The organism is Pseudomonas sp. C321 (assembly GCF_055407105.1).
Genome location: NZ_JBUZRB010000014.1, coordinates 20,474 through 44,293 on the forward strand (window position 1 = coordinate 20,474; position 23,820 = coordinate 44,293).

The window sequence follows — 23,820 nt, forward strand, 5'->3', positions numbered from 1 at the left end:
TGACGAAAATCACGATCTTGGTGGTCGACGCAACTATCAGGTACATGTAATGCAGTACGCCTTTCTCCAGCCCTTACTGGAGGAAGGCCATTTTTTCACCACAGCAGCGGTAGCTGCTGTGAGTTTGGCGCGCTTTAAGTCCCCTTCAACGAGGCCCTGTCTCCAGTTCACGTCGTAAGGCTGCCAAGGCCTGCTTGAGTGTTTCACCCAACGGTTGATCGATATCGTCAGCAACGCGGTACAACTCATCCTTGGTTTCCTGCTCGCCTTTGATGTTGATCTGGACGTTGCGTCCGGTTTTATGACGGCGCTTTGACCGGTCAACTGGGACGTTTAGAGGGGTTACTTGTCGGCCGACAAACCCGTGTTGGTTCGCCATTTCTTCCACTTCTGCGTTGCTTTGCTTTGCTTTCTGCTCAGTGGTTGTTTTAGGTTCAAAACTTTTCAAGCTATCCAGCGGATCTACGCGACTCATGATGTGACCTTCTCTTGCTGTGGCTGGGCCTCTGAGGTGATTCTGGATATCAGTTCCCGAGCGAACGCTTCGGCGTTCTCAATAGCCTTACCGACATTGGAGACTTCGTCAGTTGGCAGCAACTCAAGCGGCTGACGGTAGGAAAACATTGCCTTGAATGCAGCCCGCTCATTCAGTTCCGTCTCAAAGAACGGAATCCCCCCTGCCTCAAAGCTCTTGCGAATATGTCTTGTGTCCCGGCTCTGAATCGCTGCAGATGTGCGAGTGAACAAAACGGCGTAAGGCAATTTGTAATCAGGTTTATGTTTCTGGATGCCCCGTTCGTGGGCCCTGATCAGCCCAAACGCCCTACTCGCCTGCTCAGCGTCCAGTTGTGAGCCTTGGGTAGGTACGACCACGAAGTCTGATTCTGCGATCGCATAGGCAACGATTGTGGCCGCTGTGCCCTCCAGGTCGACGATCACGAAAGGCGTCTTTGTAGCTGCATCTGCGATCGTTTCACCGATTGTTTTGTCAGTAACGTCCGAGATAATTGTCATGTTTTTTGGGGCTTCACCGCCCTCTGACCACGACTTAATGGGGTGATTAGGGTCGGCATCAATAACGGTGACCGGTACGCGCCGTGCGATTTGCTCAGCGAGTGCCAAAGCGGAAGTGGTCTTACCCGCCCCACCCTTTGGGGAGACGAAAACAATGACTGGCATACACAGGCCCTCAGTAGGTTAGTAACCCTTGAAACCTTCAATGGATTCTTTATAGAATTCTTTTTGAATTCCATGAGGAAACCATATATGAAATCTTTTAGGAATTCTATAGAATTCACAAAGGAATTCTATATTGGAACCTTTGGGAATTCCTTAAGGATACTATTTGTGAATTCTTTATAGAATCTAATAATGAATTCATTTTTGAGTGCTTGTAGAATTCTGTTTGAATTCTTTATGATTCCAGCTATGGTTTCTTTAGGAATTCCATGTGGAATTCCACTTGGAATTCATTTTGGTTGTACGGGCTTACACATTGCCAGTAGCTACCGGTGCTGATGACTCTATGAAGCAGGGAAGGGTGCCATATACAGATTTTAGGCATCCTGGACACGTAATAGCTGACACGATTTGATCGTGTCGCGCTGACGCAGCATTTCTTGCCGCGCATGCGCTTCCTGGAGCAACGTAGGTTTTGTTGGCTGGCCTTGGGCATGCCAAGGCCCGGGAAATGCCTCTAGCGCAATTGTAGGCGGTCGGTTTTACGTAATGACCTAAATTCAGAGCAAAATAGCCGAAAGGAACCCCATCCATGCGTACGATTGAACCCGGAAAACTGCCGGCGCTAACCGACGCCCAGGTGCGAGCTGATGCCCGGCCAGGGGAAAGCTGGGAGCAGGCGCGTAAACGGCTGGAAAGGGCGAATCGGGCGTGTCCGCCGGAGGCGGTGGACGAACAGGAAGGCGCCGATTATACCATTGCCGGTCCTATCGATGAGTGCGAAGGCCTCGACGGCCGCCCGATTCAATGGGAGCCCGGCGAGTTGGGTTACTACGAGCTGCCGCTATTATAACGAACCAACTGTTAGTAAGGATCCAGAAGCGATGGCTACCTGCCTCTTTTGCATGGCTGCCCCGGCTGACTTGGGCCGTTATTGTTCTGGCTGCTATGGCCGGGTGTTCCATGAGGATGGTTCGCCCTTGGTGCTGGGCGATCCTGCTGACCCGTGGCGAGAGTTCAACGCCGAAGCAGACCGGACTATGGCTGACGCCAAGGTGCATGCGGTCCTGGCGCCTCGGATGGCGGCTCGGTGGTTTTTCCCGGTCAAGGTCGCGGCCTTGAAGCTGCGACCAAAAACCGACAACGCAACACAGACTGGAAGGCCCCCTAACATGAGTACGACTGAAACCCCGTTGTTGACCCTTATCTTGGATGCCAAGGCCCAGGCCGCGTTGATGCGCAGTCAGGAAGCCTATCGGGCTTGGCTGTATGCCCCCGCCGAACAGAATACCGACAGCCTGCGGGAAGAGCGCGTGACAGCGGCGCTACGTCTGGCGGATGAGATAAGCCGCATCGCTCAACCGGATCTGGATTTGGCTCTCATCGCGGCAGCCCAGGCCAAAAGGTAAGCCCCCGGTACCGGGTTTTTAACAAACAGAAAGGAACCCCGCCATGAGTGCCGAGACGATCCACGTCCGTGACTGGCCCGACGCGCCGGTCGATGCCACCCATGCGCTGTTGCGCCCAGGTGCGGCCATCAGTTGGCTCAAGTTAGAAGGGCCGCGTGCGCCGGCCTACTGGTGGCGGCGCACGGCGTGGGTTCAGGACGTGAACCGGAGTTGCTATTGGCTGGCTGATCCGCAAGTGGTACCAAGGGTGTATCGCCTGCCAGCGGAGGCCGTGTAGCCGCGAGGTGAATGCTGTCACTGAGCGTCTGACTGCCTGGGGGGAACGTTGGGCGCTGCGTGGCGCCTAAGCATGCGACCTGTCAGGTTGAAGCCATAGAGGCTGGCCGCGAGGTGTCAGAAAATGCCGAAGCCAGCTCTAGCTTGACGTTGTACAGGTTGCCAGCCTGACGCCGTGTTGAGGAGTACTTCAACCGGATAAGTACAGCGGTACATGGTCACAGTTGACATACACGTCAACTATGGCCATTATTAACGCACTACTCAGCCCCGTACGCAGCGATTAAGTTCGCTGGCTGTTGGGGTGAAGAAACCGGCCTAGCGCCGGTTTTTTCGTTTCTAAGGACTGAAAATCTTGCGTACAGCGTGCTTTGTAGACGGTTACAACCTGTTTTATGGCCTACTCGCAGGCACACAGTACAAATGGCTCGATCTTCCGTCTTTGCTCGCGCACATTCTGCGCGTCGAGCATCCTGAAAACTCCCTGGCGTCCGTTAGCTTTTTCACTTCCGGTGTGAAACCCTCGCTTGCCAGTCGTGGCATCCTTTCGAAAGAAGCTCAAGACAGTTACCTGCGCGCCTTGATTGTGCGAGGCGTCAGCGTTACTTACGGGCGCCATCAGTTGGAATCAGGAAAGGCCCCTCGTTTCGTCGACAAGAAGACCCCGGCGTCCAGGCTTGATCAGGTCGACATCTGGAAACTTGAAGAAAAGGAAACGGACGTTCATATCGCCATCAGTATGTATCGGCTCGCTGCTCAACAGGCGGGCCTGATGCCGGAAGACCGCATCCAGCAGCTTGTATTGGTCTCCGCTGATACTGATATGACCCCAGCCTTGCGAGCACTGCGAGAAGACTTTCCAAACCTGCGGATAGGGGTGATTTTGCCGCACCGCGAAGGCATCAAGCGGACGATACCCGGTTCCCTCAAAGACCATTCGCATTGGATGCGTCACATCGTGACAACTGAAGAACTTGCCACCCATCAGTTTCCTGATCGTGTGCCTACGCTCAAAAAGCCCGCCGTTAAGCCTGACTACTGGTAATCCTAGGCAATATGGGACACCGGAACAGGAAGCGCACTTAAGCTAAGTTAGCTTAGCGTACGATTTTTTCCGAATTCTGTAGGCTCCCCGGTCAGAGCATTTTTTTGCTCAAAAAAAAGCCCCCGACGCGAAGTAGGGGGCCTCTCATTCAACCGTAGGCCCGGCTAGGCCATCGGTTGGGTGCTTCTTTCGCCCTTGTAGGGGATAACGAAAGTCGCCTGGTCATAATACACAGGACTCTGAGGTGTGGTTAAATTTAATTGTTTGTAGTGACAAGTAGTGACGTTTTATTGTAAAGTTAACTTGTTCTTGGCTGTACGGCCGTGGATCACACACCAACCATACCACCCGCCATGGGGTTGATTCTCCCTGGGCAATGAACTGGAAACACCACCATGCCTGCAAATCGCAACGAAGTAGAGCTGCAGATCATGGCCGCCCAAATCAAAGTGGCCTATTCACCAGGTGAAATTGCCCAACTGGTGCGCTTGATCAGCCCCACGCCCAGTACCGGAGAAATGAGCGCTGAAGAGTTTGAGCGCGTGATGAAGGTCCTGGTTGCGCACAATAAGCGACGGCCTTACTCCGCGAAATCGATTACCGCCGCTCGGCTCGTATTGGTGATGGGGGCCACAATTTCTGAGGCAGCAGCTGAGGTTGGGTTGAATCGACAGAATGTCAGTGTGCTGATGAAGCGCATACGTGGCCACATGGAGTCTTTACCTAAAGGTTGGGTAAAGGTCGGTGAGTGGTTCCCTGGCGAGGTGGCTACACAGCTAGGGGAAATCTCGGAGTCGCTTAAAGAACTTCATGCTGCAGGTAAGCCGCTCGATGGACTTACTTTTACCATCACACTGCCTTAGCTAACGCCCTGATTCCAGGCTTCCAGCTCTGCCGGCGTTCTGCAGATCCTGGTACCGGGCGTTCCCCTGCGCTGCGCTTGGGGCCGTGCTTTCGTGCTGCGCATCGAGCCAGGCCATGAAGCCGGCCCGTCTCGACCCTTCGGGCTTCAATCACATAACGCTTCGGCCTCCGGCCGGAACGCTCTACGCGCGGGCATAGCCCGCACTGCACGCCCTTCACTGTGGCCATGCATTCCCCTCTTGCCTCCACCTACCCACCAGGTCGCCCTAAATGCCACGGCACAGGGCTCAGCGAAGCCATGTCTCCACCTCGGGCACACAGAAAGGCAGCAGCAAAGCCCAAAGCAGGAGAGCGCGTCGGAGGTGGTCGGAGTGCGATTTGTGCCGTCCTGTACTAGTGAATGCGTAGCTTGCACCGCTTCAATGCGTGGGGGGAGGGGGGCTGATTTATTCATGTTTATTGTAGTGACAAGTGGTGACATAAAGTTGATATGGATGTATAATAAATCCATCGGCGCCACACCGGCGCCGAAGCCCGAAACGAGCGGCGGCTACCGCTCCGGGCATCACTTGTAGGGGTTATTTCATGTCAAACGCATACAACACGGTCATTCCCTTTAACCGTCTGCGCCGCAGCGAGAGAAACGCCCGCCGTACTGGCCGCAATTCCGCCAGTTACCGAGCAGGAATTGTGTCCCTTGCAGCTTCCATCCTTAGCACTCACGAACAGACTGGCCAAGGGCTTTTGCAAAACTTGGTCGTACATGTCAACGGCGAATTCTTCGATGTAGCGGCAGGCGGTCGCCGGTTTGACGCGATCACTCTACTGGTCGAACAAGGCAAATTTCCAGACGACTACCCCACGGCCAGCTTGGTTATCGGCGCGGATGCAGTCACGGCCGCCAGTCTGACTGAAAACTTCAGCCGTGAAGCCATGCACCCGGCCGATGAGTTCGACGCGTTCAAAGAATTGACCGAGCAGGGCTGGACCATCGACCGCATCGCGGACAGCTTCGGAGTCACGACGCTGGTTGTTGAGCGCCGCCTCAAGCTACGCGCAGCAGCTCCGGCATTGATCGAGGAATACCGCGTTGGTGAGCTGACAACCGAACAGCTGATTTCCCTGTGCGCAACGGATGATCATGACCGCCAAACAATGGTGTGGAACCGTGTTCGTGACCAGCACTGGAACAACGACCCAGCCGCGCTACGACGCGCCGTTATCGAAACGGAGGTAGATGCCAGCAAAGACACCCGTGTTGCGTTCATAGGCGGTGTGGAGGTCTACGAGCAGGCCGGTGGTGGTGTGCGCCGTGACCTGTTTGCAGAAGACGGGCAGGGCACCTTGCTATCTGACGGCGCCCTACTCGATGTACTGGTCGAGGCGAAGCTACAGTATCTGGGGGAGCAAGTGCGTGCAGAAGGTTGGGGTTGGATCGAGGTCTGGCCGAAATTTGATTACACCCAGTTTGACCGCCTAGGGCGGGCACCAAAGAAACTGGCCGATTTGTCAGCAGAGTCAGCCGCCCAGCTTGAAGCGCTGGAAAAGGAACTGGAAGACACACAGACCGCCATCGAAGGCCACGTGGAGGCTGGGGACGACGAGCAGGCCCAAGCACTGGATGAGCGCGTTGACGAGCTGGAGGCTGAAATACTGAAAATTCAGGCATCCAGAGAAGGATTTGCCCCGGAAGTCATGGAGCATGCCGGCGCGATCATCAGCATGCACTATGGTTCGCTGCGCATTGACCGGGGGCTAGTCCGTACCGCAGATCGTGCCAATGTCACTTCCGCCCTGGGAGAAGGGGAGCGCCTTTCAGGTGGCCGGGAAACAGAACCCGCAGGGCGTAAGGGCAACACAATCAGTGACGCACTGCGTCGCTCTTTACTTGGGCACCGTAATTTAGCCGCACAGTTTATAACGGCAACTAATCCCAAGGCCGCAAAAATTCTAATTGTCTGCAAGTTCGTTACTGACACGCGCAGTGATTGGAGTGGTTCACCAACGGACATGGGTATCAGTAGCGGATACGGTGCCCGCACAGGTTGCCCGATTACTGATGAAGCAGGGCAAGTTAAACAAGATGAGTTTGTTGCACTCGGTGATCAATTGGTCGAGGCGTTGCCAACGGCTGATGGGGACTTGTGGGATGCTCTTACAGCATTAAGTGATGCGGAGCTAGATACCCTGTTGGCATTTGCAGTCGCTCGGTCTGTAAGTCTGTCTGTTGAGCCAAAAGAACTTACAGAGAAGTATGCTCAAGCGCTCAATTTGAAAATGGAAGATCATTTTATTCCTACCGTTGTTAACTACTTGGGCAGGGTATCCAAAGAATTGATCATAGAGGCGTTGACCGAGGCAGGAAAAATAAAGGGTGATGCTGATCGGATTGCTTTGCTGGATATGAAGAAAGGCGCACTTGCTACAGAAGCTGAAACCCGTCTTAGTGGGACAGGTTGGGTGCCTTCGCTGATTCGCACACAAGAGGCGATACCGGTGAAGAAGAAAAACACAACCAAGCCAAAGAGCAATTCTAAGGCAGCCACCAGTAAGCCATAACTAGACAGGGCAGGGGTCAGATGGAACTGATCCCTATCCTAAAATGGAGAGCCAAAATCACTCATCACGGCGCACCTGGTGAAGGCACCATTTTAAAAGTCTGGCGTCGGGAGTGGTGGACATATCGAGAGTGTTTCGACAGGAAAACGAGGTGTTCTTGAGTAGGATTCACGCAAGGCGGTTTGAAAAAAAGTCAAAAAATGTGCAGTTATTGTCATGACAAGTAGTGACACTGTGGTGTGTGTTTGATACAATAAACACATCAGCGTCACTTCGGCGCTGATACCTGAAACGAGCGGCGGCTACCGCTCCAGGTAAACCTTGTAGGGGAAATAATATGCACCTTTCCAGCAGTTTCCGTAATCCAACCATGCTGCGTTCAGACCGTCCGCTGTCGAACGACGATATTGCCCGCGTGGCGCCCTCGATCTTCGCAGAAGAAGCGCATGACAGCCGGTCAGAACGTTACCTGTATATCCCAACTATCGACGTACTGGATGCGTTGCGTGCTGAAGGCTTTGAGCCGTTCATGGCGTGCCAGACTCGCGTGCGGAACGAAGAAAAACGCGAACACACCAAGCACATGCTACGCCTTCGCCATGCAAACACCATCATGGACAAGGAAGCGAATGAAATCATCCTGTTGAACAGCCATGACGGAACCAGCAGTTATCAGATGATGGCGGGGATGTTTCGGTTTGTCTGTGCCAATGGTTTGGTCATTGGTGATTGTTCAATTGACCAGAAAGTACGGCACAGCGGCAAAGGTGATGTCATCAGCGACGTGATCGAAGGTGCCTATGAAGTACTCAATCAGTTTGACTCTGTTAACGATCACCGCGAGAGCATGAAGCAAATCAAGTTACGCCCGGAGCAACAAGAGGCTTTCGCGACAGCTGCATTGTCATATCGCTACGAACCGAAAGATGGCCCTGCGCCGGTAACAGCTCGCCAGTTGCTCAGTGCACGCCGTGTCGAAGACTTCGATAATGATCTGTGGACTACCTTCAATCGTATTCAAGAAAACTCGCTTAAAGGTGGCTTACGTGGTCGCAACAAGGTAGGCCGTCGAGCGACAACCCGTGCAGTCGGTGGGATTGATCAGGATGTGAAACTGAATCGAGCCTTGTGGGTATTGGCGCAAGAGATGCGCGGCCATTTGACCACGGCGTAACAATCGGGCCGGGTGCGTAATGCACCCGGCTTCAACACTTGTTGAACTCAATGCACGGGGCAATAAGACATGAAGACATACAGCGTTTCTTGGAGCATCGATATAGAAACCGATGGTGATCATTTGGCAGCGGCACAGATCGCCGCAAATCAATGTTTTCAAGCAGAGATTGCCGCCGGAAATTTTGACAGCGCTTGCGTATTTACCGTAACAGGTCCTGATCAAGTACCGGCCACGGTCGACCTTGCTAGTAGTCTTTCTGACCTAGACGGCGACGACACGGAATAACAATAACGTGTGTTGCACAAGCCCCGCCAATGCGGGGCTTTTATTTTTCAGAAGATTACTCAATGTTGGTCGTCTTAGGTTTTGGGGTACGTCGCTTTGGTGGTGTACTCAAAAGCTCCGATATTGCCTTAATAGAAACCTCAACTCCGACAGACCCCAGTGCTGATTTTATCTCAGCAGTGGTGTAGCCCTTGGCATTTGCTAACGTGACAATCTGATCTTTCAGAGATTCTAGAAACTCAGTCTTTCCGATCTTATCGCGGCTCAGATCAGGAAGCTGATCGAGAGCCTTTTTTGTTTCCTCAAGCTTGGCTTGGGTGAAGGTAGTAGTTCTGGCCATACTGGGTAACCCTCTGATTATTGAAAACCGTGAAGCCCCGACTCTACCCCAGACCAGACGCGATGCCCAGACCCGCACCATCCGACGCATGCCTCTAATACACGTCCAGTCAACGCAATGACAAAATTAGGTAATCCGAGTAAACTACCGGACAGGAAATGTTTTGTATGTACCGCCTGCACGCAGTCGATCCATCCAAAACCCTGATCAGGGCTGCGCCCCGATACCCCGTTGTGCGTCACAGGTGCCGTTATGTCAAAGAGCGAATCGCGTCAGAAGGGCAGGGTTATTAATCTTCGGTGTACCGAAGAGGAAGCCAATATCCTGAAAGAGAAGGCTAAAGCCGCAGGCATTAGCACCTCAGATTTGCTTCGACGCTCAGCACTCAACCGCAAGATCGTGACGCGTACGGATCTGCGCTTGATGAATGAACTGCTACGCCTCGGAGGCTTGCAAAAGCACCTGTTCAATCAGATGCAGGACAACATGACTACCGAACTCAGCAAGCAATTTTCGGAAGTCCTGGTGGAGGTCAAGAAGGCGATCATTGCCCTGGACCTGAACGTAGTCCCGGTAAGGAACTAAGATCCATTGAACGTCATTATTCCCCCCAAGCGTCGAGACGGTGGCACCAGCTTTATGAAGCTGGTGAGCTATGTCAGCCAGCGCGAGGACAAACCCTCGGGAAAGGACGTTCTATCTAATGAGCCGAAATCGGCTCGTTCAGAATCAAGCAAAGCGGTGTTTGATCGACTGGTGGATTACATCGACCGAAGCGACGCAGAGGATGCACCTGTACGCGTCCTTGAGCAGTTCAACGACGGAAGGCAACGCGTTCAAGCTGGTGACGTGGCGTGTGAAACCAACTGCTTTTTTTGGGAAACAGCAGCTGCAGAAATGAACATGGTGGCGGCTCAGAATCGGCGTGTTAAAGACCCTGTTTATCACTTCATCATATCTTGGCCGGAAACTGACCAACCCACTGACGCCCAGGTATTCGAGTCTGCTCAATACGCCCTTAAATCCATTGGCTTAGAAGCTCATCAATACGTCACCGCTATCCATCGTGACACCGACAATGTGCATGCTCATGTCGCGGTTAACCGGGTAAATCCTGTGACCTACAAAGCAGCCAACATGTGGAACGATGTCGATACCTTGCAGAAAAGCATGCGCGTACTTGAGCGTCGTTACGGCTTTAAGCAAGACAACGGCCCGTGGCAGATGAACGCGGATGACCACTTGGTTCGGCCCGGTATTCATTACCACAGCGCCCCCCAGGGCGCGGCTAAGCGCGAGATATTTTCCAACACTGAAAGCCTTTATCACTATGCGGTTGATAAGGTGCGGGTGAAGGTCAACGAGGCAATCCAGAACAAAGAAGCCGATTGGAAATCCCTGCATCTGTTGTTGCACGCGAATGGCCTTGGGCTGCGTGAACAGAGCGGAGGCCTGGTGATCTACGATTATCTGCGCCCAGGTGAATCTGTACTTAAAGCCTCATCGGTTCATCCGTCGCTCACGAAGGATCGAATTGAGGCGGGTTATGGTTCGTATGAAGGCCCACCGCCGTTTGAATCTGAAGACCCTTATGAGGGTGCATATGCAATCCTCAGTTCTTATCAGCCGTCCTTTCAGGCTAGAGACAAAGGGGTGAGACAAGAGCGCCGAGAAGAGCGAGCGGAAGCCCGAGAAGGATTGAAGGCGCGATACCAGGAGTACCGCAGTACCTGGGAGAAACCAGATCTGAATGTGAAGGGGCGTTACCAGCATGTGGCCGTGTATTATCAGGCTATGAAAGCTGACGTGAAGCGTTCGTATGATGATCCTTTACTGCGCAAGTTGATGTATCGGGTCGCTGAATTTGAACGGATGAAAGCCATGGCCGAGCTGCGCATCGAGCTTCGCCAGGAGCGTCAGGCGCTGTCTGATAAAGGTCTACTTCGGCCGCTCGCGTATCGTCCCTGGGTGGAGCAGGAAGCCTTGAAGGGTGATCTTGCAGCCGTCAGTCAACTGCGTGGTTTCGCCTATAGAGAAACACGTAAGCAAAAGGTACGTGGGGATCAACGTGACAGAACCATTTTTGCCGCCAGGGCCGATGACTCGCAGTTCTATAGTCCGCACACACATTCCTCCAGGCTCTATCGTGATGGCACCATCGAGTACCTGCGAGACGGTATCGCCGGCGTGGTCGACCATGGCGGCCGCGTCGAAATCAAGCCAGGCTTTGAGGACTATGACGATTCGGCCAACTACCGACTGGCCGCCAGTCTGGTCAGTACCAAAAGTGGGGAGAGGGTCGAGATTGTGGGTGACGATCAATTCGTTGACCGGGTGCTTGAAGCCGCCTGCGACTTCAACCATCGGGACAACGGGTATGTGTTCCAGGTTACAGATCGGGATCAGTTGGAACGTTATGACGCCATTGAAAGGGATTACAGGCACTACCAAGTCGATGATGAGTCGGTCCAGGGACAGCCTCGTTATGCCGATTACAATGACCAGGTGGATGAAGCTGAGGTCAGGCCAGATCAACAGCCGAGACCATGAGGTTTTTTAAACTGAACTGACCGAAGCAGTAATGCACTTCGGTCAGTAATTCAGGTTGGCTACTTAGCTTTTACAAACTAAAGCGTTCTCGGGTATGGCTTAGTGATTTGGTTAAGGTTGTAAAAGCCTCAATCAGTAGTTGGTCACTCCCAGACGTGTTGCTGACGCTTGCCCGGATGAATTGAGGTACGACGGCATGTCCTACCGCAAAGTTTTCAGCTGTCGCAACCAAGTAGTTTTGTTGTTTCAGCTCTGACTCAATCTCAGATGCACGGCGTGGCTCGGGAACGGGTATCCAAAAGTGCGAACTGCTTGCATGAGTTTTGTATTCAAGTCCGTAAAGTAGGTGTTCAACCAACATTTTACGCCGACGAATCTCTTTGACTTGTTGTCGTCGTAATAGATCGGCTGTACCGTTTTCTATCCAGTCAGTAACTAACTCAAACGACATTGGAGTAGCCATCCAACACGTCGAACGCAAAGAGGCGGATAGTCGACTGATCAAAGTTAGTGGAGCATGCAGGTAACCTACACGAAACCCAGATGGGACCGTCTTACTCAAGCTGGTGATCAGAGTCGTTCTTTCTGGTGCGAAGCAACAGAGGGGCGGCGGGCGATCATCCATCAAGACTGCGTAGGCGTCGTCTTCAAGAATAAGCAAATTATGATCGCGACATACCTTCGCGACTTCCTCGCGCCGAGTTACCGACATCACGGCAGCGGTTGGAGTCTGGATTGTCGGTGTACAAAAAAGTGCTGAAACACGATGGTTGCGACAAACCGCATCCAGTGAGGATGGCAACAACCCTTCCTCATCTGTTTCAACTCCCACCAATTTAATCCCGAGCATCCGAGCCGCAGTGATCAGCCCGGGATATGTCAGCTGTTCGGTGGCCATCGTGTCACCCGCCTGCAGCAATGCCATCAGGGAACAGACCAACCCGTGTTGACCGCCGTTAACACAGATCACTTGCTCAGGGGTCGGAGTGAAATCAGGCTGCTTAAGCCACTCTGCTCCAGCAGCTCGATACCGTGGTAGGCCAACGTCTGGGGTGTACTGGCTTATATCCCTAATTGCGCTGGGGTTGCCCGCGAGTACTTGTAAGCTCTGCGTTAGAAAGTCGGTCTCGGAACCTGGGATGTACATGTTCCGGCTCATATCAAAAAACGTTGGGGTCTCTTCACTGAAATTGCGAAAGCCCTCATCAAGCTTACGATCAAGCCCACGTTTGCGGACGAACGTGCCATCACCAACGCGAGCCACTACCAGCCCCAACCGTTCTAACTCACCGTAAGCCCGACTGATGGTGCCAATGGTGACCTTGAGCTTGTCGGATAGCGTGCGATGCGGTGGAAGTTTTCGGCCTGGTTCGAATTGACCGCTAAGAATACCGTCGCCTATCGCGTCTGACAGTCGCTTGTACTTCACGCCTTTCCCTTTAGCCAGGCTCTCGCGCAAAAATGACACCATGTCAATATTTGTTTTGACGGCCATCAATTCCACCGTTAGTGTTATTTTAAGGTCAATTAGATTGATCAGCGTCTAAATATAGATGTCAATCGTGGATCTTGACAGGGGTTTTTAATGGGCGGCGGGGAACCGTGGGAAAGCGCCTAAAGGCACATCAGCGAGCGGAACGACGTTTTCAAGGAAAAGGATATGACGAACAACATAGATATAGATATGCAGAAAGAGCTTAAAGAACTCGTGACTTTGGTAAGACTGGACGAAAAATTCACGGCGGTGGTTGCGGAGGGTTTCTTCCCGCTCGACCAGCAGTCGAGCCAATACCATCATCAGCGCGTGATTCGTATCGATGAGTTGTCTCGTAAATACGGAATAGCGTGATGATGGTCACTATTTTTTCGGTGGCTGGTTATACGAAATAAATTTATCAGTGAGGCGAATGATCTCTTCCAAGCTCTCGGGTGAGTCGACCTGAACTATTTTTTCGGCAAGTTCTTGTCGAAGAGCTATCAGGCGAGTTCTTAGTTCGTCCTGGCCACCAGGGAGTATTTCACCTGGCGCTACGTTAAAAACAGTTGCAATTCTGATCAACTGCTCAATGTTAGGAAGCGTCAAACCTCTCTCATAGCGACCGATTAATGGCGCATCACTCCCAATCAAATGAGCCAACTCAGCTTGGCTCATTTGGCATGCTTTTCGGAGAGCCTTGATTTTGGCTCCAATCACATTGCGAAGATTGGTCACATAAGCCCCAAAAAAATCAATAATTTCATCTGGTTATGGATCTATAAAGCTACAGATGTATTCATAGATAACAGAAGTGTTTACTTTTTTTCTAAAACGATTTATTTTGTCACCTGGCAATCCGTCACCCGTCGACCGTCATGGCTCTGGGGCGGATGAAATTGATTTCCCAAGCCGATCACAAAAGCCCCTGCGCCTAACGGTTCGGGATTTCGGAAGGGCGCCTGCTAGGATGGTTCTGCATATGCGAAACTGGTACGTTCTAATTCATAATTCCTCGAATCATCAATCACTTACAGAGTTGATCAAGAGGCTGGACGTTGAGGTGTATTCGCCTTGCAGGGTCACACTTCGTAAGCGCACGGATCGGCCTTCGTCCGTGCGCCGTGAGCTTCCGTTGTTCCCCGGCTATTTGCTGCTGAATTTCGACCCGTATGTGACCCACACCACAGAAATCACAGCGTTGAATGGTGCCCATGGGTTCGTTCGATTCGGTGGGGACGCTTGTGTTGTCCAAGACAGTGTTGTCGACGCATTAAGAGATTTGATCCTGTTACGCACTGATCGCACCTTCAACTGCGTTGAATATCGCAATCTGCCATCTGAGCTGGCCAAGTCCCTACACCTCATCATTGACATGCACTCCGAGGTCGCGCGCAAAGCTGCTTTTTTTGCGCTCCTTGCACAGGGCGATTCACTGCAACGACTAACCAGTCGCCCAGGTGGCCGCGTGTATTCAGCGGTACACCCTTTGTAGTAGTTGATTACCTAAATTCGAATTAGTGCTCTGAGCCTCGGCTATGAGGAGCGCCGGACCTCATGCACCCTGCCCCAACCACTCAGGGCATTCAGAGCTGTAGCGTGCATGTTGTAAGGACCTATGATCCACGGCGAACAGATGCTGTTTGACGCTGTGAGTAGGAAGCTCGAAGCCCACACCGAAGACGACCGGCCAGCCCTGCAATCAGCAGCGGGTACCTGGCCAACACCGCTGACGCAACAAACCCCGCCTGCCGCCAGTAGCGAGGCGGGGGTTCACCATTTCTCATCCCCACCTAATTTGTATTCACCGCCAGGCCCTTGCCTAGCGGTGTTTTTGCGCTTTCCCAACCCATAGGAGTTCCCATGGAGCTACCAGAAGATGAAGCGATGTCCGCAACTACAACAACAACCAGCGTCTACGTCCGTGCAATCAGGGTCGAGGCACTGAATAAGGCTGCTACTAAGGTCAGCTACGAAACCAACAGCCCTAAGCAAATGTCCCCGTCCGGGTTAGCTCGATACCTAATCGATAATTACTTGGACGTGGCAGTTAAAAAGCTGATTGATGACTCGAAAAGATAGTCATTTCAGGAGGCGATTATGCAAAAGCGACTACTTCTAACCGTTCTGCTCATATCCCTATCGGGATGCAACACCACCGCATCAAAGGTCGCCCAGGTGCCAGCAGGACAGTGGGTGGATGAGCAGATTGTGCAAAACGCTACCTCACTGAGTCAGGCGCAGGCCCGGTTACACCAGACCAGCTCTGTGCGAAACACTGCTCCCCTCACGGCACCGGCACCGTTGCCAGCAAAAGTCCAGGTGCCTGCTGTCAACCCTCCCATAAGGCCAGTGCCTAGCTCTGGAGGTTAGCCATGCGTTCGCTATGGCTCATCTTGGCGTTATCGATGCCGTTGCCGGCAGCGGCGTTTTGTTTTCAAGAGGCAGGCCAGCGTTATCAGCAAGATCCCCTGTTACTGGAGGCTATTGGTATATGGGAGAGCAACCTGCGGCCGGGGGCTGTGAACCATAACCGGGACGACACCGGAAAAATCATCAGTTCCGATTACGGTGTCATGCAGATCAATACCGATAACGCTAATCGGCTGGTCCGCCTGGGGCTGATCAAGCGCCCGGAAGACCTGCTGGCCGATGCCTGCTTCAACGTGCAGGTAGGCGCTTGGGTACTGGCCCGCCACCTTCGGGTGTGTGGCAACACCTGGCGCTGCCTCGGGTCGTACAACGCCGGTTTTCATCCCTCGGCTCGCCAAGAAAACAAACGCCTGCGCTACGCGCAGGGCATTCGGGTGATTTACAACCGCCTCAAAGCGCTTGGCGCCACGCCGGGCAACCTCGCAATCCGTTAATTACTGCACCCTGTCCAGGGTGTCAGGAGACCCTTGATGAAGCTCTCTTTTGTTGCTGCGCCTGCGGTGGCTTTGCTGCTGGCCGGCTGTCAGTCTTTTTGCGAAAAGAAACCTGTAGCGCCTCCCCCTGCACCGCCCGTGGTGCTTGCCAAGGTCCCAGCCCAGCAACAAACGCTGTGGATGGAGGGCGTTATTAATACTCGCTCAGCCTTACCGGCTGACGCGATTCGTACCCAGGGCGACCTGGTAGCCGTTGACTGGAGCGGGGATGCGGTCGAGCTGCTTTCCCACCTGGCTCTCCAACGCGGCCAGAAATTTACCTGGACCGGTGTTCGCCTGCCTTTGCCCGTTAACCTCAAAGTCAACGGCATTACCTACCAGAATCTATTGCGCCTGGTAGAAATGCAGACGGCATGGCGTGCCACGCTGACCCAGCTTCCAGGGCAATTGAATCTGGCCTTTGCACAGGCCGAGCCTCAGAAGAAGGCAGGGGGGCGTCAGTGAAAAAATCCATTCTGACGCTGGCCCTATTGCAGGGCTTGCAGGGGTGTGCCCACACACCACCCGCCACGACACCTGATGCGCCGCCGCCTGTTGAGAGCTACTTGGTTCCTGCTCGCCCGGCGTCAGAGGATGTGTCTGAGTCCCGCCGCCAGTTGCTGGAGGAATCAGGGCGCACCATAGGTTTTCGCGGTGGCAAGGCTGAGCGTGCCTGGGAGTTGCGTCAGGCTCTGGACGGACAGATAGGGCGTCTCGATAGCCTTTACGACTTTCGCACCCTTATCAGTCGCCAGGGCTGGCTACCGCCCGTGATCGATGAGGCGGTGGACGTGGCGCACATCACTCCACGGCAGATCCGCACGGCGAGCCATGTTTACGAAATCATCCTTCCAGAGCGGTTTGTCAGTAACCCGCCGTCCTGGCGCACTTGGCTGATGGCTGGGCTGGCATCGTCCACCACCGATGCGTCGTTATCGGTAACGCCTGAAAACAGTGTGCAGAAGGGGCTTTGGCAAGCGGCAATTCGCCAGGGTTGGGGGGAAGGGCGGTTGAGTGCCGATCAGACACTGGAAGCCAACTTCAACCGCCTGACCCGTGATTACCGGGGGATGTTGTTGTACTCGCAGCTTCTGCGCCAAGGCTTCATCACGGCGCCGGTGGTCACGGACCAACAGCAGACTGTCACTGGCGATCGGCAGAAGCTCACCACGGGCGACCGGGTGCGCAAACTCAAGGAAAACGCCGGGTTTATCCCTGATAAGACCCAATGGCAGCCGGTGATACGGAAGGTGCAGCCATGACCCAGGCTACGAGCTTTGAGCCTTATCCGTTTGACGGAGGATTGACCGGTACCTCACTGCGCGAGTTTTTCGTCTGGTGTGCGCGGAAAAACGTCAGTGATATCCATATCCAGGGTAACAACCACCTGGTGGTGGGGCATCACGGACGCTTGCGCCAGGCCAGTCCGTTCGTGCTGGCTGATGACACCCTGTCCAAGCTGCTCGACGAGGTGTTCAACCCGGAAATCCGGGCGACGGTGCGCGGCGGCCGGCCTGTAGACCGGGCGTTGCAACTGGATGGCGACATGTACCAGCGCTACGGCCTGGAACGCGGGGAGCGATTGCGCTTCCGTTGCAACTTTGTACAGGCCACCGCTGGACGGCTGGACACCACCATTGCTCTGACGATGCGGGTTATTCCCTCAGATATCACACCGCTGCCACAGCTGGGTCTTGAGGATGACCTGTTCGAGGCGTTGTTGCCGGCCAGTGGATTAGGGCTGATCGGTGGGATTACCGGGTCAGGGAAAAGCACCCTGGCGGCCTCGATCTACCGCTTCTGCCTGGACACGGACCCTGACCGTAAAGTGACCACGACTGAGGACCCGATTGAATTCGTTCTTGGGCGTGCGGGTGATGTATTGCTCCCGACTCAGTTGCAGATCGGCCGTGATGTGCCGAGCTATGCCGAAGGCATACGGGCGCACCTGCGCCGCGCGCCGTCGATTATCGGCGTAGGGGAAATGCGGGACTTGGAGACCTTTCAGGCGGGCGTTCTCGCGGGCCAGTTGGGTCACTTCAATCTCAGCACCTTGCACATTCACTCCCCCGGCGAAGCCATTCCTCGTTGCCTGACGATGGTGCCGTCTGAAATGCGTGAAGCGACGGCCCGCGATCTACTGGGGGTACTGCAGTACATCGTTGTGCAAAAGCTACTGCGTACTACAGACGGCAAGCGTCAGGCGGTGCGCGAATACATCCTTTTCGACGATCCGCTGCGTGCCCAACTGGCCGGGATGCCATACACCCAGTGGGGCCAGCATATCGACGGGATTATTCGTACTGAGCAACGTCGCTTTGCCGATCATGCTTGGAGGCTTTACCAGGGCAACCGGATTGACCGGCGAGAATTGGCGGTGGCCATGTCGGCCTCTCAGTTGCGCGAACTGGAAAAGCGAGACAGATCATGAGCAGCTTTTCGGCACTAACGCGCCCGATCAGCCGTGGCCTGATGCTCTCGACGTTGCTGTTTAACCTGGTGTTAACGGCTCAGGCGGCAGAGATACAAGTCGGTTTCTCTCCGGAAGGAAGTGCTGAGCAACTGGTACTCAATGTGATCCAGGATGCCCAGCAGCAGATCCGCTTGATGGGCTACAGCTTCACGTCGCCCAAGGTCGTTAAAGCCCTGGTCGCCGCGCAAAAGCGTGGCGTTGATGTCCAGGTGGTGCTTGACGCACATGGCAACGAAAGCAGGGCCAGCCGCGCCGCCATGAACCTGTTGGCCAAGGCCGGAATCGGTCTGCGGACGAATGCCGCGTACAAGATCCAGCACGACAAAGTGATCATCAGCGACGGGCAGAACGTGGAAACCGGCTCGTTTAACTACTCGACCTCGGCAGCCAAGGCCAACAGCGAAAACGCGTTGGTGCTGTGGGGCTTTCCTGCGGTGGCCAGCGTTTATTTGGAACATTGGCAATCACGCTGGGAGCAGGGTCAGCCTTATCAGCCGACCTTCTAAAGGGTTGTCACAGAGGTTCTAGGGAAGGAGAAAAACCATGTGCGAAGACGATTGCCAGTGCTACTTGGAGTCGGACGAATACAAAGGCTACAAGGCCGTTGAAGAACAGATCATCCACTGCACACCAGAGCAAGCCTGGGCCATGTACTTCGTCTCAACTGGCGTGGTGCGTGAACACATCACTCTTGCAGTGATGGAGCAGATCGCCAAGGGCAACACGGCACTGCTGGCTGAATTCCCCGAATTTGCACCGGCAGGGAAGGGGGATCACGAATCAGGCTGATGCGGATCACGCAAGCCTTTACCACGAAGGAGCCACCTATGGCTGATCAACAAGACTTCCTGCAACCGGGCTATTGGCGCAACGCCTCACGCCCTCTCAACGTTTATGGCATTCCAGCACCGTTGTTCTTGCTGTATCTGGTGTGGTTTCGCTTCCCATCGCTGAATACGATTTTTGTGATCAGCGCCATTATTGGCGGCTTTCGGCTGCTGTCGCTATTTGGCTGGACGCTCAAGGTGCTGGTCACCCGACTGACCTACTTGATGCGCGGTAAACGGCTGTCCGGTCGGCCCTGGTGGTACCGGCGTTTTACCGAAGGGGATTGAGCAGGAGCGCAGATATTGCGCTGGGAGTAAATAACGGAGGCATGATGAATGACATTATCCATTGATGATGCCAAGGCACTCGTAATAGATTTCTGTGCTACTTACCCAGTAGCGTCCAGCCTTGGCTACAAACTCAGAGAAACCCAGGAGGAACTATATGGACCGCACGCCACCCGAGAAGCCGCAGGAACAATCCTCGGTTCATTTCATCCAGGAGGAGGACGAGTCCTTTTCGCCACTTCCAACTTTGGTTCGGACGAAGAGTTTAAAAGATCTCTTAGGCACGAAGTCCTTGGACACTTTGGAATCAACACCTTCAACCCCGCCGAAAAACGAGCAGTCCTAGACGGGATTATTGAGGCTCGCAACGAGCCCAGCACGGCCGGTATCTGGGCTAAGGTCGATCAGCTTTACCCCGGGATCAGCGACTCGCGCAAAGCTGAGGAAGTATTTGCCTTTGCCTGTGAGGATATCGAATCACTTGCGTACGGCAACGCCATTGGGGGCGCCCAATCTTTTCGTGAGACCTGCATCGAGCGCTCCCGCCCAATGCAGATCCGCGACCTCATCAGCGTCACCACAATGGTTGCCGAGGGCCTGCATGACCGCAGCCGGTCACAGCAGATCTTTCCGGCGTCGGACGATGCCCAGTTCAAATTAGAAACCACCCCCAACACCTCCGAGTATCCGGTTTGGCTGGCCGTGCCACATGACGCGCGTGAAGTTGTGCGCGCAGCGGCTGGAAAGCTTGAAAACGGTCAGGCGGCAATTGGATGGGACAAAGAATCGAGCTTGTGGTTTGCCCGCCCGGGCGCAGACCTTGACCGTCTTGCGCAGTGGTTGCCCGATACCAGCATTCGGTCGGGTGGCGGTGATCCGGAGGCAGAGTTTTTGGACGCCTTGACCCGTGAGGGGCTAGTGATTCAAGGGATGCCGGTGATGGATGGCCAGCGGCATCGAGTGGCCACCGTAGAAGACAAAAAAGGCAATAAAAGCGGTGTGTACCGAGGGTTTCTGGATCGTCGCCCTGGTGGGTGGTTTATCAACTATCACCGAGCCGAAACGGAAAAGTCAGTGACCAACTGGAGTGCCAAGGGAGGGGAATCTGACCCCATGGCACGTCTACATATCCGCGCCGCCGCTCGCCAGTCGCAGGAAGATGCAGTGCGTGTGCGCGAGCAACTGTATGCCCAGCAAACCCTTGCTGCCAAAAGGCTCTATGACCGATTGCCTGGAGCAGACCCCGCGCACCCGTACTTGGTGCGTAAGGGAATACCCCCTACGCCCGACCTACGCCAAACAAGAAACGGCGCCCTGGTGGTGCCGTTTTTTAATGCCTCGGGAACATTCAAAACCCTGCAGTACATCCCCCCGGACGGGGAGAAGTACCTCTTTAAAGATGCGCCCAAGCAAGGACACTTTCTGGTTGTGGGTGGTTCGCTGACCCCTGGCCAACCGGTGCTTTATGCCGAGGGCTACGCCACGGCGCGTAGCGCGAACCTCGCCACGGGCCTTCCGGTGGTGATGACCATTGATGCCGGAAACATGGTGGCCGTCGCCAAGGTTTTGCATGAGCAGCTGCCCGATAGCCGGCATGTGTTCTTGGCGGACCTCGATCACGCCAAAGAGCAGAACAAGGGGTTGTTGATGGCCACTGCGGCGGCTGAGCAGGTCGGCGGTCAGGTGCTGTACCCCGCATTCACTGATGAAGAAAAGGCCCGTGGCCTGACCGACTTTAACGACCTTCACCAATCCCGGGGACTGGATGCCCTGCGCAACCAGATTAGCCAGGTATTGGCCCATGACAATGAGGTGCCCACCATGCAGGAAGAGAAAGCTGCTTTAGATCCGGCTGCTACCTCAGCCCTTGTAGACTCCGTATTACCACCCGCTGCTCCAGAGCCGTTGACCTTCACCCACAACGGCGAGCCCGCCACGATTGACCTGGAGCGCTTTCAGTCACAACCACAGGTTGAGCAACCTGCGGCACCGAGTGAGCGGGATATTCCAGCCGCTCCAGCGCCGCTGAACTTTACCCACAACGGTCAACTCGCCACGATTGACCTGGAGCGTTTCCAGCCACAACCGCAGATTGAGCAACCTGTGACACCGAGTGAGCGGGATACTCCAACAGCTCCAGCACCGCTGGCCTTCACGCACAACGGCGAACCCGCTTCGTTGGGTTTGAAGCCCGATCCAGCGACTGCATCATCAGCTGACGCGGTGGCTGCCGTTGATGAAACGACGCGTGCACAACGACGGGCCGAGGAACAATTGAGCATGGCCCTGGAGCCAACATTGGCACCGACTGCCAACGCAGAGACTGTTATTGCACCCATTGTGCAGCCGGTTGAGCGTCAGGCGTTGGAGTCAGAAGCAGACTCTACCGCTCCTGACGCCACACCATTGTCTCCAGCGCCGTCAGCACAAACCCCGGAACAAGAGACCCCAGTGGCTTCTGATGATCCAGCTCCGGTGTCCCGGTTAAACGACGCCGGCAATGGAACATCGCCTGTAGCCGCTAACGAGGCAGATGCAATCTTGGTGGGGGCACCACGGCCTAGCGGGACGGAAGTCGAGCCACAGATCAGCCATCTGGATTTGGATTCACTGCTGGCACGGGTTGGCTGGGAGAAACAAGGTGATAGTCAGACCCTTTACACGCTCGATGGTGAACCGGCATTTGTGGATCATGGCGCCCGTTTGGAAATGGCACCAGGAGCGGGCCAGAGTGATGAAAAAATCGTCGCGGCCCTGCTGACCGCTGCGCAATTTTATCGAGGTCGAATCGAACTGACCGGCAGTGACGAGTTCAAGGCCAAGACGATCGGCTTGATTGCGCAGCATCAAATCAACGTCGAGATGAAAAATCCCGTTCAACGGGCATTGCTGGACGACGCCCGTAAAGCCTTGACGGCAGAACCGGTGGTACGCGATGCCATTGCCGGCGAGGCGCCACCTGCATTCGGTACGCTTCCTGCTCAGCCTAGCCACGCGGTGCCAGAGGCGGTGCCAGCACAGCCTCAAGCGGCGCCATTGCTGGAGGTTGAAAATGTGGCCACCGTGTCACAGTCAGCCGCGCCAAACAGGGCAGCTGAGCCTGGACCTGAAAATGTCGTTGCCCAGCCTCAAGGGGTTTCTGCGGAGGTTCATCAACCCGCTGAAAAGGCCAAGGACGGCGTCGTCGGGAAGGTGATGGCTTGCGGAATGGCACCGTATCACTTTGATGAAAACAACGACCCAACTACCTATATCAAGCTGCGCACCAAAACCGGTACGCAGACCTTTTGGGGTAAGGAGCTGGCAGGGTTGATGCGTGAAACCCGTGTTCAGCCAGGGAAAATGGTGACATTGCAGTGGCTGGGTAAAGAAGCGGTCGTGGTTAAGGTTCCGCACAAGAATGAGCAAGGCGTCACGACACACTTTGAGGACAAGAATGCCCATCGCAATCAATGGGCGCTCACCGTGAAGGGTGCTGCAACTGTACGTACCGGCCAGGATGAGGGGGTAAAACTGGCTCCTTATGACGCAGCCCGATTTGCCGTAGTACAGCAAGCCGTGATTAACCGTCTGGGACTGGACGTGCCAGTACCCACACCACCCGCTCAGGGCCTGTACTGGATGACACCAAACGGCCAGGGCAGTGCAAAAGCTGGGGATGAACTGTCGGCACAACGTCCGGCTATTGACCCGAGAAAGTCAGCAGGGCAACCGGTGATCAGCAGTTGGTCGCAAGACGGGCACCTGGACATGCTTCTGGTGCGCGGCGATGGCCCTTACCTGCAAGGCGTGGTGCGTCAGGGTAATGAGTTCCAGCATGTGTTGGTTAGCTTGCCGGGCACTCAGGACGCGCCGCCGATGGTGTTTAACGCCATTACACCAGAGGGGCTTGTGCCGATTGGCACGGGCAATGCCATTAACCGCTCAGGCGGTGTGCCAGTTTCTCGGGAAAACATCGCCTTCAAGCTTGAAGGCGACAACGCAACGCGCATCGCCAAGCTTGATGCGCCTGCCGATATTCCCCCCGCCTTGCATGCCCGGTTGGGTTTTGATGAGCGCTGGAAGGAGGACAACTCCCTCCCAAAGTCAGCACCCACAGCGGCACCGGCAGCACAGCCGAGCGATCCACGCCCGGCGTGAGCAAGAAAAAACGCTAACAGCAAAGGTA

26 protein-coding genes are annotated in these 23,820 nt (G+C 54.6%); 21 read left to right on the forward strand and 5 right to left on the reverse strand.

The features are described from left to right. Positions 1-145: 145 nt before the first annotated feature. Positions 146-475: a stability/partitioning determinant gene (locus tag ACZRJ6_RS25000; RefSeq protein ID WP_169907245.1), complete on the reverse strand. Its 330-nt coding sequence runs from the start codon at positions 473-475 to the stop codon at positions 146-148. After that, the gene (locus tag ACZRJ6_RS25005; protein ID WP_169907244.1) at positions 472-1,179 is read right to left on the reverse strand and encodes a ParA family protein; all 708 of its coding nucleotides are present in this window, start codon (positions 1,177-1,179) and stop codon (positions 472-474) included. The genes ACZRJ6_RS25000 and ACZRJ6_RS25005 overlap by 4 nt, the downstream gene beginning before the upstream one ends. Positions 1,180-1,771: 592 nt before the next feature. Between ACZRJ6_RS25005 and ACZRJ6_RS25010 the strand changes: the two genes are divergently transcribed. From ACZRJ6_RS25010 to ACZRJ6_RS25045, 8 genes are all read left to right on the forward strand, one after another. Continuing rightward, positions 1,772-2,032 (forward strand): hypothetical protein, encoded by a 261-nt coding sequence (locus tag ACZRJ6_RS25010; protein WP_169907235.1) that lies wholly within the window; start codon positions 1,772-1,774, stop codon positions 2,030-2,032. 31 nt (positions 2,033-2,063) lie between these two features. Continuing rightward, the gene (locus ACZRJ6_RS25015; RefSeq protein ID WP_200661100.1) at positions 2,064-2,588 is read left to right on the forward strand and encodes a hypothetical protein; all 525 of its coding nucleotides are present in this window, start codon (positions 2,064-2,066) and stop codon (positions 2,586-2,588) included. A 43-nt stretch (positions 2,589-2,631) separates the two neighbouring features. Continuing rightward, positions 2,632-2,865, forward strand: a complete 234-nt coding sequence (locus ACZRJ6_RS25020) for a hypothetical protein (RefSeq protein WP_169907242.1) — start codon at positions 2,632-2,634, stop codon at positions 2,863-2,865. Positions 2,866-3,219: 354 nt separating this feature from the next. Continuing rightward, the gene (locus tag ACZRJ6_RS25025) at positions 3,220-3,909 is read left to right on the forward strand and encodes an NYN domain-containing protein (protein ID WP_169907241.1); all 690 of its coding nucleotides are present in this window, start codon (positions 3,220-3,222) and stop codon (positions 3,907-3,909) included. Positions 3,910-4,304: 395 nt separating this feature from the next. Further along, positions 4,305-4,772 carry a TrfB-related DNA-binding protein gene (locus ACZRJ6_RS25030; RefSeq protein WP_048402831.1) on the forward strand — a complete coding sequence of 156 codons (468 nt, stop codon included), beginning with the start codon at positions 4,305-4,307 and terminating at the stop codon, positions 4,770-4,772. A gap of 586 nt (positions 4,773-5,358) precedes the next feature. Beyond that, positions 5,359-7,332: a ParB/RepB/Spo0J family partition protein gene (locus tag ACZRJ6_RS25035; RefSeq protein ID WP_169907240.1), complete on the forward strand. Its 1,974-nt coding sequence runs from the start codon at positions 5,359-5,361 to the stop codon at positions 7,330-7,332. A 337-nt stretch (positions 7,333-7,669) separates the two neighbouring features. Then, on the forward strand, positions 7,670-8,506 hold the full coding sequence (locus tag ACZRJ6_RS25040) for a DUF932 domain-containing protein (RefSeq protein ID WP_048402826.1): 837 nt from the start codon (positions 7,670-7,672) through the stop codon (positions 8,504-8,506). Positions 8,507-8,575: 69 nt separating this feature from the next. After that, the gene (locus tag ACZRJ6_RS25045) at positions 8,576-8,794 is read left to right on the forward strand and encodes a hypothetical protein (protein WP_169907239.1); all 219 of its coding nucleotides are present in this window, start codon (positions 8,576-8,578) and stop codon (positions 8,792-8,794) included. A gap of 55 nt (positions 8,795-8,849) precedes the next feature. Here the strand turns inward: ACZRJ6_RS25045 and ACZRJ6_RS25050 are convergent, their stop codons facing one another. Beyond that, positions 8,850-9,134: a mobilization protein gene (locus ACZRJ6_RS25050; protein ID WP_169907238.1), complete on the reverse strand. Its 285-nt coding sequence runs from the start codon at positions 9,132-9,134 to the stop codon at positions 8,850-8,852. Positions 9,135-9,386: 252 nt separating this feature from the next. On the opposite strand from ACZRJ6_RS25050, the gene mobA reads away from it, so the two are divergent. After that, a complete protein-coding gene (mobA, locus tag ACZRJ6_RS25055) occupies positions 9,387-9,719 on the forward strand; it encodes a plasmid mobilization protein MobA (RefSeq protein ID WP_198818298.1) in 333 nt (110 codons plus the stop codon). 6 nt (positions 9,720-9,725) lie between these two features. Continuing rightward, on the forward strand, positions 9,726-11,684 hold the full coding sequence (gene traI, locus ACZRJ6_RS25060) for a TraI/MobA(P) family conjugative relaxase (RefSeq protein ID WP_169907236.1): 1,959 nt from the start codon (positions 9,726-9,728) through the stop codon (positions 11,682-11,684). A 70-nt stretch (positions 11,685-11,754) separates the two neighbouring features. On the opposite strand, the gene ACZRJ6_RS25065 is transcribed toward traI, so the two are convergent. Then, positions 11,755-13,179: an aminotransferase-like domain-containing protein gene (locus tag ACZRJ6_RS25065; protein ID WP_048402818.1), complete on the reverse strand. Its 1,425-nt coding sequence runs from the start codon at positions 13,177-13,179 to the stop codon at positions 11,755-11,757. 165 nt (positions 13,180-13,344) lie between these two features. On the opposite strand from ACZRJ6_RS25065, the gene ACZRJ6_RS25070 reads away from it, so the two are divergent. Beyond that, the gene (locus ACZRJ6_RS25070) at positions 13,345-13,533 is read left to right on the forward strand and encodes a hypothetical protein (protein WP_048402816.1); all 189 of its coding nucleotides are present in this window, start codon (positions 13,345-13,347) and stop codon (positions 13,531-13,533) included. 9 nt (positions 13,534-13,542) lie between these two features. Here ACZRJ6_RS25070 and ACZRJ6_RS25075 read toward each other — a convergent pair whose 3' ends face one another. Then, positions 13,543-13,896: a helix-turn-helix domain-containing protein gene (locus ACZRJ6_RS25075; protein WP_169906946.1), complete on the reverse strand. Its 354-nt coding sequence runs from the start codon at positions 13,894-13,896 to the stop codon at positions 13,543-13,545. A gap of 244 nt (positions 13,897-14,140) precedes the next feature. Here ACZRJ6_RS25075 and ACZRJ6_RS25080 point away from each other — a divergent pair, with 244 nt between their 5' ends. The 10 genes from ACZRJ6_RS25080 (at position 14,141) to ACZRJ6_RS25125 (ending at position 23,792) form a co-directional block, all read left to right on the forward strand. Then, positions 14,141-14,653: a transcription termination/antitermination NusG family protein gene (locus ACZRJ6_RS25080; protein ID WP_169906945.1), complete on the forward strand. Its 513-nt coding sequence runs from the start codon at positions 14,141-14,143 to the stop codon at positions 14,651-14,653. A gap of 368 nt (positions 14,654-15,021) precedes the next feature. Then, entirely contained in the window at positions 15,022-15,240 is a 219-nt protein-coding gene (locus ACZRJ6_RS25085) for a hypothetical protein (RefSeq protein ID WP_048402810.1), read from the forward strand. Positions 15,241-15,533: 293 nt separating this feature from the next. Further along, positions 15,534-16,025, forward strand: a complete 492-nt coding sequence (locus tag ACZRJ6_RS25090) for a lytic transglycosylase domain-containing protein (RefSeq protein ID WP_048402806.1) — start codon at positions 15,534-15,536, stop codon at positions 16,023-16,025. A 36-nt stretch (positions 16,026-16,061) separates the two neighbouring features. After that, a complete protein-coding gene (locus ACZRJ6_RS25095; RefSeq protein WP_048402804.1) occupies positions 16,062-16,529 on the forward strand; it encodes a DotD/TraH family lipoprotein in 468 nt (155 codons plus the stop codon). Next, positions 16,526-17,326: a type IV secretion system DotC family protein gene (locus tag ACZRJ6_RS25100; RefSeq protein ID WP_048402803.1), complete on the forward strand. Its 801-nt coding sequence runs from the start codon at positions 16,526-16,528 to the stop codon at positions 17,324-17,326. Before ACZRJ6_RS25095 ends, ACZRJ6_RS25100 begins: the two co-directional genes overlap by 4 nt. After that, complete coding sequence (gene traJ / locus ACZRJ6_RS25105) at positions 17,323-18,495, forward strand: plasmid transfer ATPase TraJ (protein ID WP_048402868.1); 1,173 nt, start codon at positions 17,323-17,325, stop codon at positions 18,493-18,495. Before ACZRJ6_RS25100 ends, traJ begins: the two co-directional genes overlap by 4 nt. Continuing rightward, on the forward strand, positions 18,492-19,043 hold the full coding sequence (locus tag ACZRJ6_RS25110) for a phospholipase D family nuclease (protein WP_048402802.1): 552 nt from the start codon (positions 18,492-18,494) through the stop codon (positions 19,041-19,043). Before traJ ends, ACZRJ6_RS25110 begins: the two co-directional genes overlap by 4 nt. Positions 19,044-19,080: 37 nt before the next feature. After that, positions 19,081-19,326 (forward strand): hypothetical protein, encoded by a 246-nt coding sequence (locus tag ACZRJ6_RS25115; RefSeq protein WP_048402800.1) that lies wholly within the window; start codon positions 19,081-19,083, stop codon positions 19,324-19,326. A gap of 38 nt (positions 19,327-19,364) precedes the next feature. After that, the gene (gene icmT, locus ACZRJ6_RS25120) at positions 19,365-19,652 is read left to right on the forward strand and encodes an IcmT/TraK family protein (RefSeq protein ID WP_048402798.1); all 288 of its coding nucleotides are present in this window, start codon (positions 19,365-19,367) and stop codon (positions 19,650-19,652) included. Between the two features lie 48 nt (positions 19,653-19,700). Then, entirely contained in the window at positions 19,701-23,792 is a 4,092-nt protein-coding gene (locus tag ACZRJ6_RS25125; RefSeq protein ID WP_463954513.1) for an LPD7 domain-containing protein, read from the forward strand. Positions 23,793-23,820 lie beyond the last annotated feature (28 nt).

Bases quoted from the DNA above. Each gene is read 5' to 3' on its own strand.
- ACZRJ6_RS25000 (WP_169907245.1), bottom strand. From the start codon at position 475: ATGAGTCGCGTAGATCCGCTGGATAGCTTGAAAAGTTTTGAACCTAAA.
- ACZRJ6_RS25005 (WP_169907244.1), bottom strand. From the start codon at position 1,179: ATGCCAGTCATTGTTTTCGTCTCCCCAAAGGGTGGGGCGGGTAAGACC.
- ACZRJ6_RS25010 (WP_169907235.1), top strand. From the start codon at position 1,772: ATGCGTACGATTGAACCCGGAAAACTGCCGGCGCTAACCGACGCCCAG.
- ACZRJ6_RS25015 (WP_200661100.1), top strand. From the start codon at position 2,064: ATGGCTACCTGCCTCTTTTGCATGGCTGCCCCGGCTGACTTGGGCCGT.
- ACZRJ6_RS25020 (WP_169907242.1), top strand. From the start codon at position 2,632: ATGAGTGCCGAGACGATCCACGTCCGTGACTGGCCCGACGCGCCGGTC.
- ACZRJ6_RS25030 (WP_048402831.1), top strand. From the start codon at position 4,305: ATGCCTGCAAATCGCAACGAAGTAGAGCTGCAGATCATGGCCGCCCAA.
- ACZRJ6_RS25035 (WP_169907240.1), top strand. From the start codon at position 5,359: ATGTCAAACGCATACAACACGGTCATTCCCTTTAACCGTCTGCGCCGC.
- ACZRJ6_RS25040 (WP_048402826.1), top strand. From the start codon at position 7,670: ATGCACCTTTCCAGCAGTTTCCGTAATCCAACCATGCTGCGTTCAGAC.
- ACZRJ6_RS25045 (WP_169907239.1), top strand. From the start codon at position 8,576: ATGAAGACATACAGCGTTTCTTGGAGCATCGATATAGAAACCGATGGT.
- ACZRJ6_RS25050 (WP_169907238.1), bottom strand. From the start codon at position 9,134: ATGGCCAGAACTACTACCTTCACCCAAGCCAAGCTTGAGGAAACAAAA.
- mobA (WP_198818298.1), top strand. From the start codon at position 9,387: ATGTCAAAGAGCGAATCGCGTCAGAAGGGCAGGGTTATTAATCTTCGG.
- ACZRJ6_RS25065 (WP_048402818.1), bottom strand. From the start codon at position 13,179: ATGGCCGTCAAAACAAATATTGACATGGTGTCATTTTTGCGCGAGAGC.
- ACZRJ6_RS25070 (WP_048402816.1), top strand. From the start codon at position 13,345: ATGACGAACAACATAGATATAGATATGCAGAAAGAGCTTAAAGAACTC.
- ACZRJ6_RS25080 (WP_169906945.1), top strand. From the start codon at position 14,141: ATGCGAAACTGGTACGTTCTAATTCATAATTCCTCGAATCATCAATCA.
- ACZRJ6_RS25085 (WP_048402810.1), top strand. From the start codon at position 15,022: ATGGAGCTACCAGAAGATGAAGCGATGTCCGCAACTACAACAACAACC.
- ACZRJ6_RS25090 (WP_048402806.1), top strand. From the start codon at position 15,534: ATGCGTTCGCTATGGCTCATCTTGGCGTTATCGATGCCGTTGCCGGCA.
- ACZRJ6_RS25095 (WP_048402804.1), top strand. From the start codon at position 16,062: ATGAAGCTCTCTTTTGTTGCTGCGCCTGCGGTGGCTTTGCTGCTGGCC.
- traJ (WP_048402868.1), top strand. From the start codon at position 17,323: ATGACCCAGGCTACGAGCTTTGAGCCTTATCCGTTTGACGGAGGATTG.
- ACZRJ6_RS25110 (WP_048402802.1), top strand. From the start codon at position 18,492: ATGAGCAGCTTTTCGGCACTAACGCGCCCGATCAGCCGTGGCCTGATG.
- ACZRJ6_RS25115 (WP_048402800.1), top strand. From the start codon at position 19,081: ATGTGCGAAGACGATTGCCAGTGCTACTTGGAGTCGGACGAATACAAA.
- icmT (WP_048402798.1), top strand. From the start codon at position 19,365: ATGGCTGATCAACAAGACTTCCTGCAACCGGGCTATTGGCGCAACGCC.
- ACZRJ6_RS25125 (WP_463954513.1), top strand. From the start codon at position 19,701: ATGACATTATCCATTGATGATGCCAAGGCACTCGTAATAGATTTCTGT.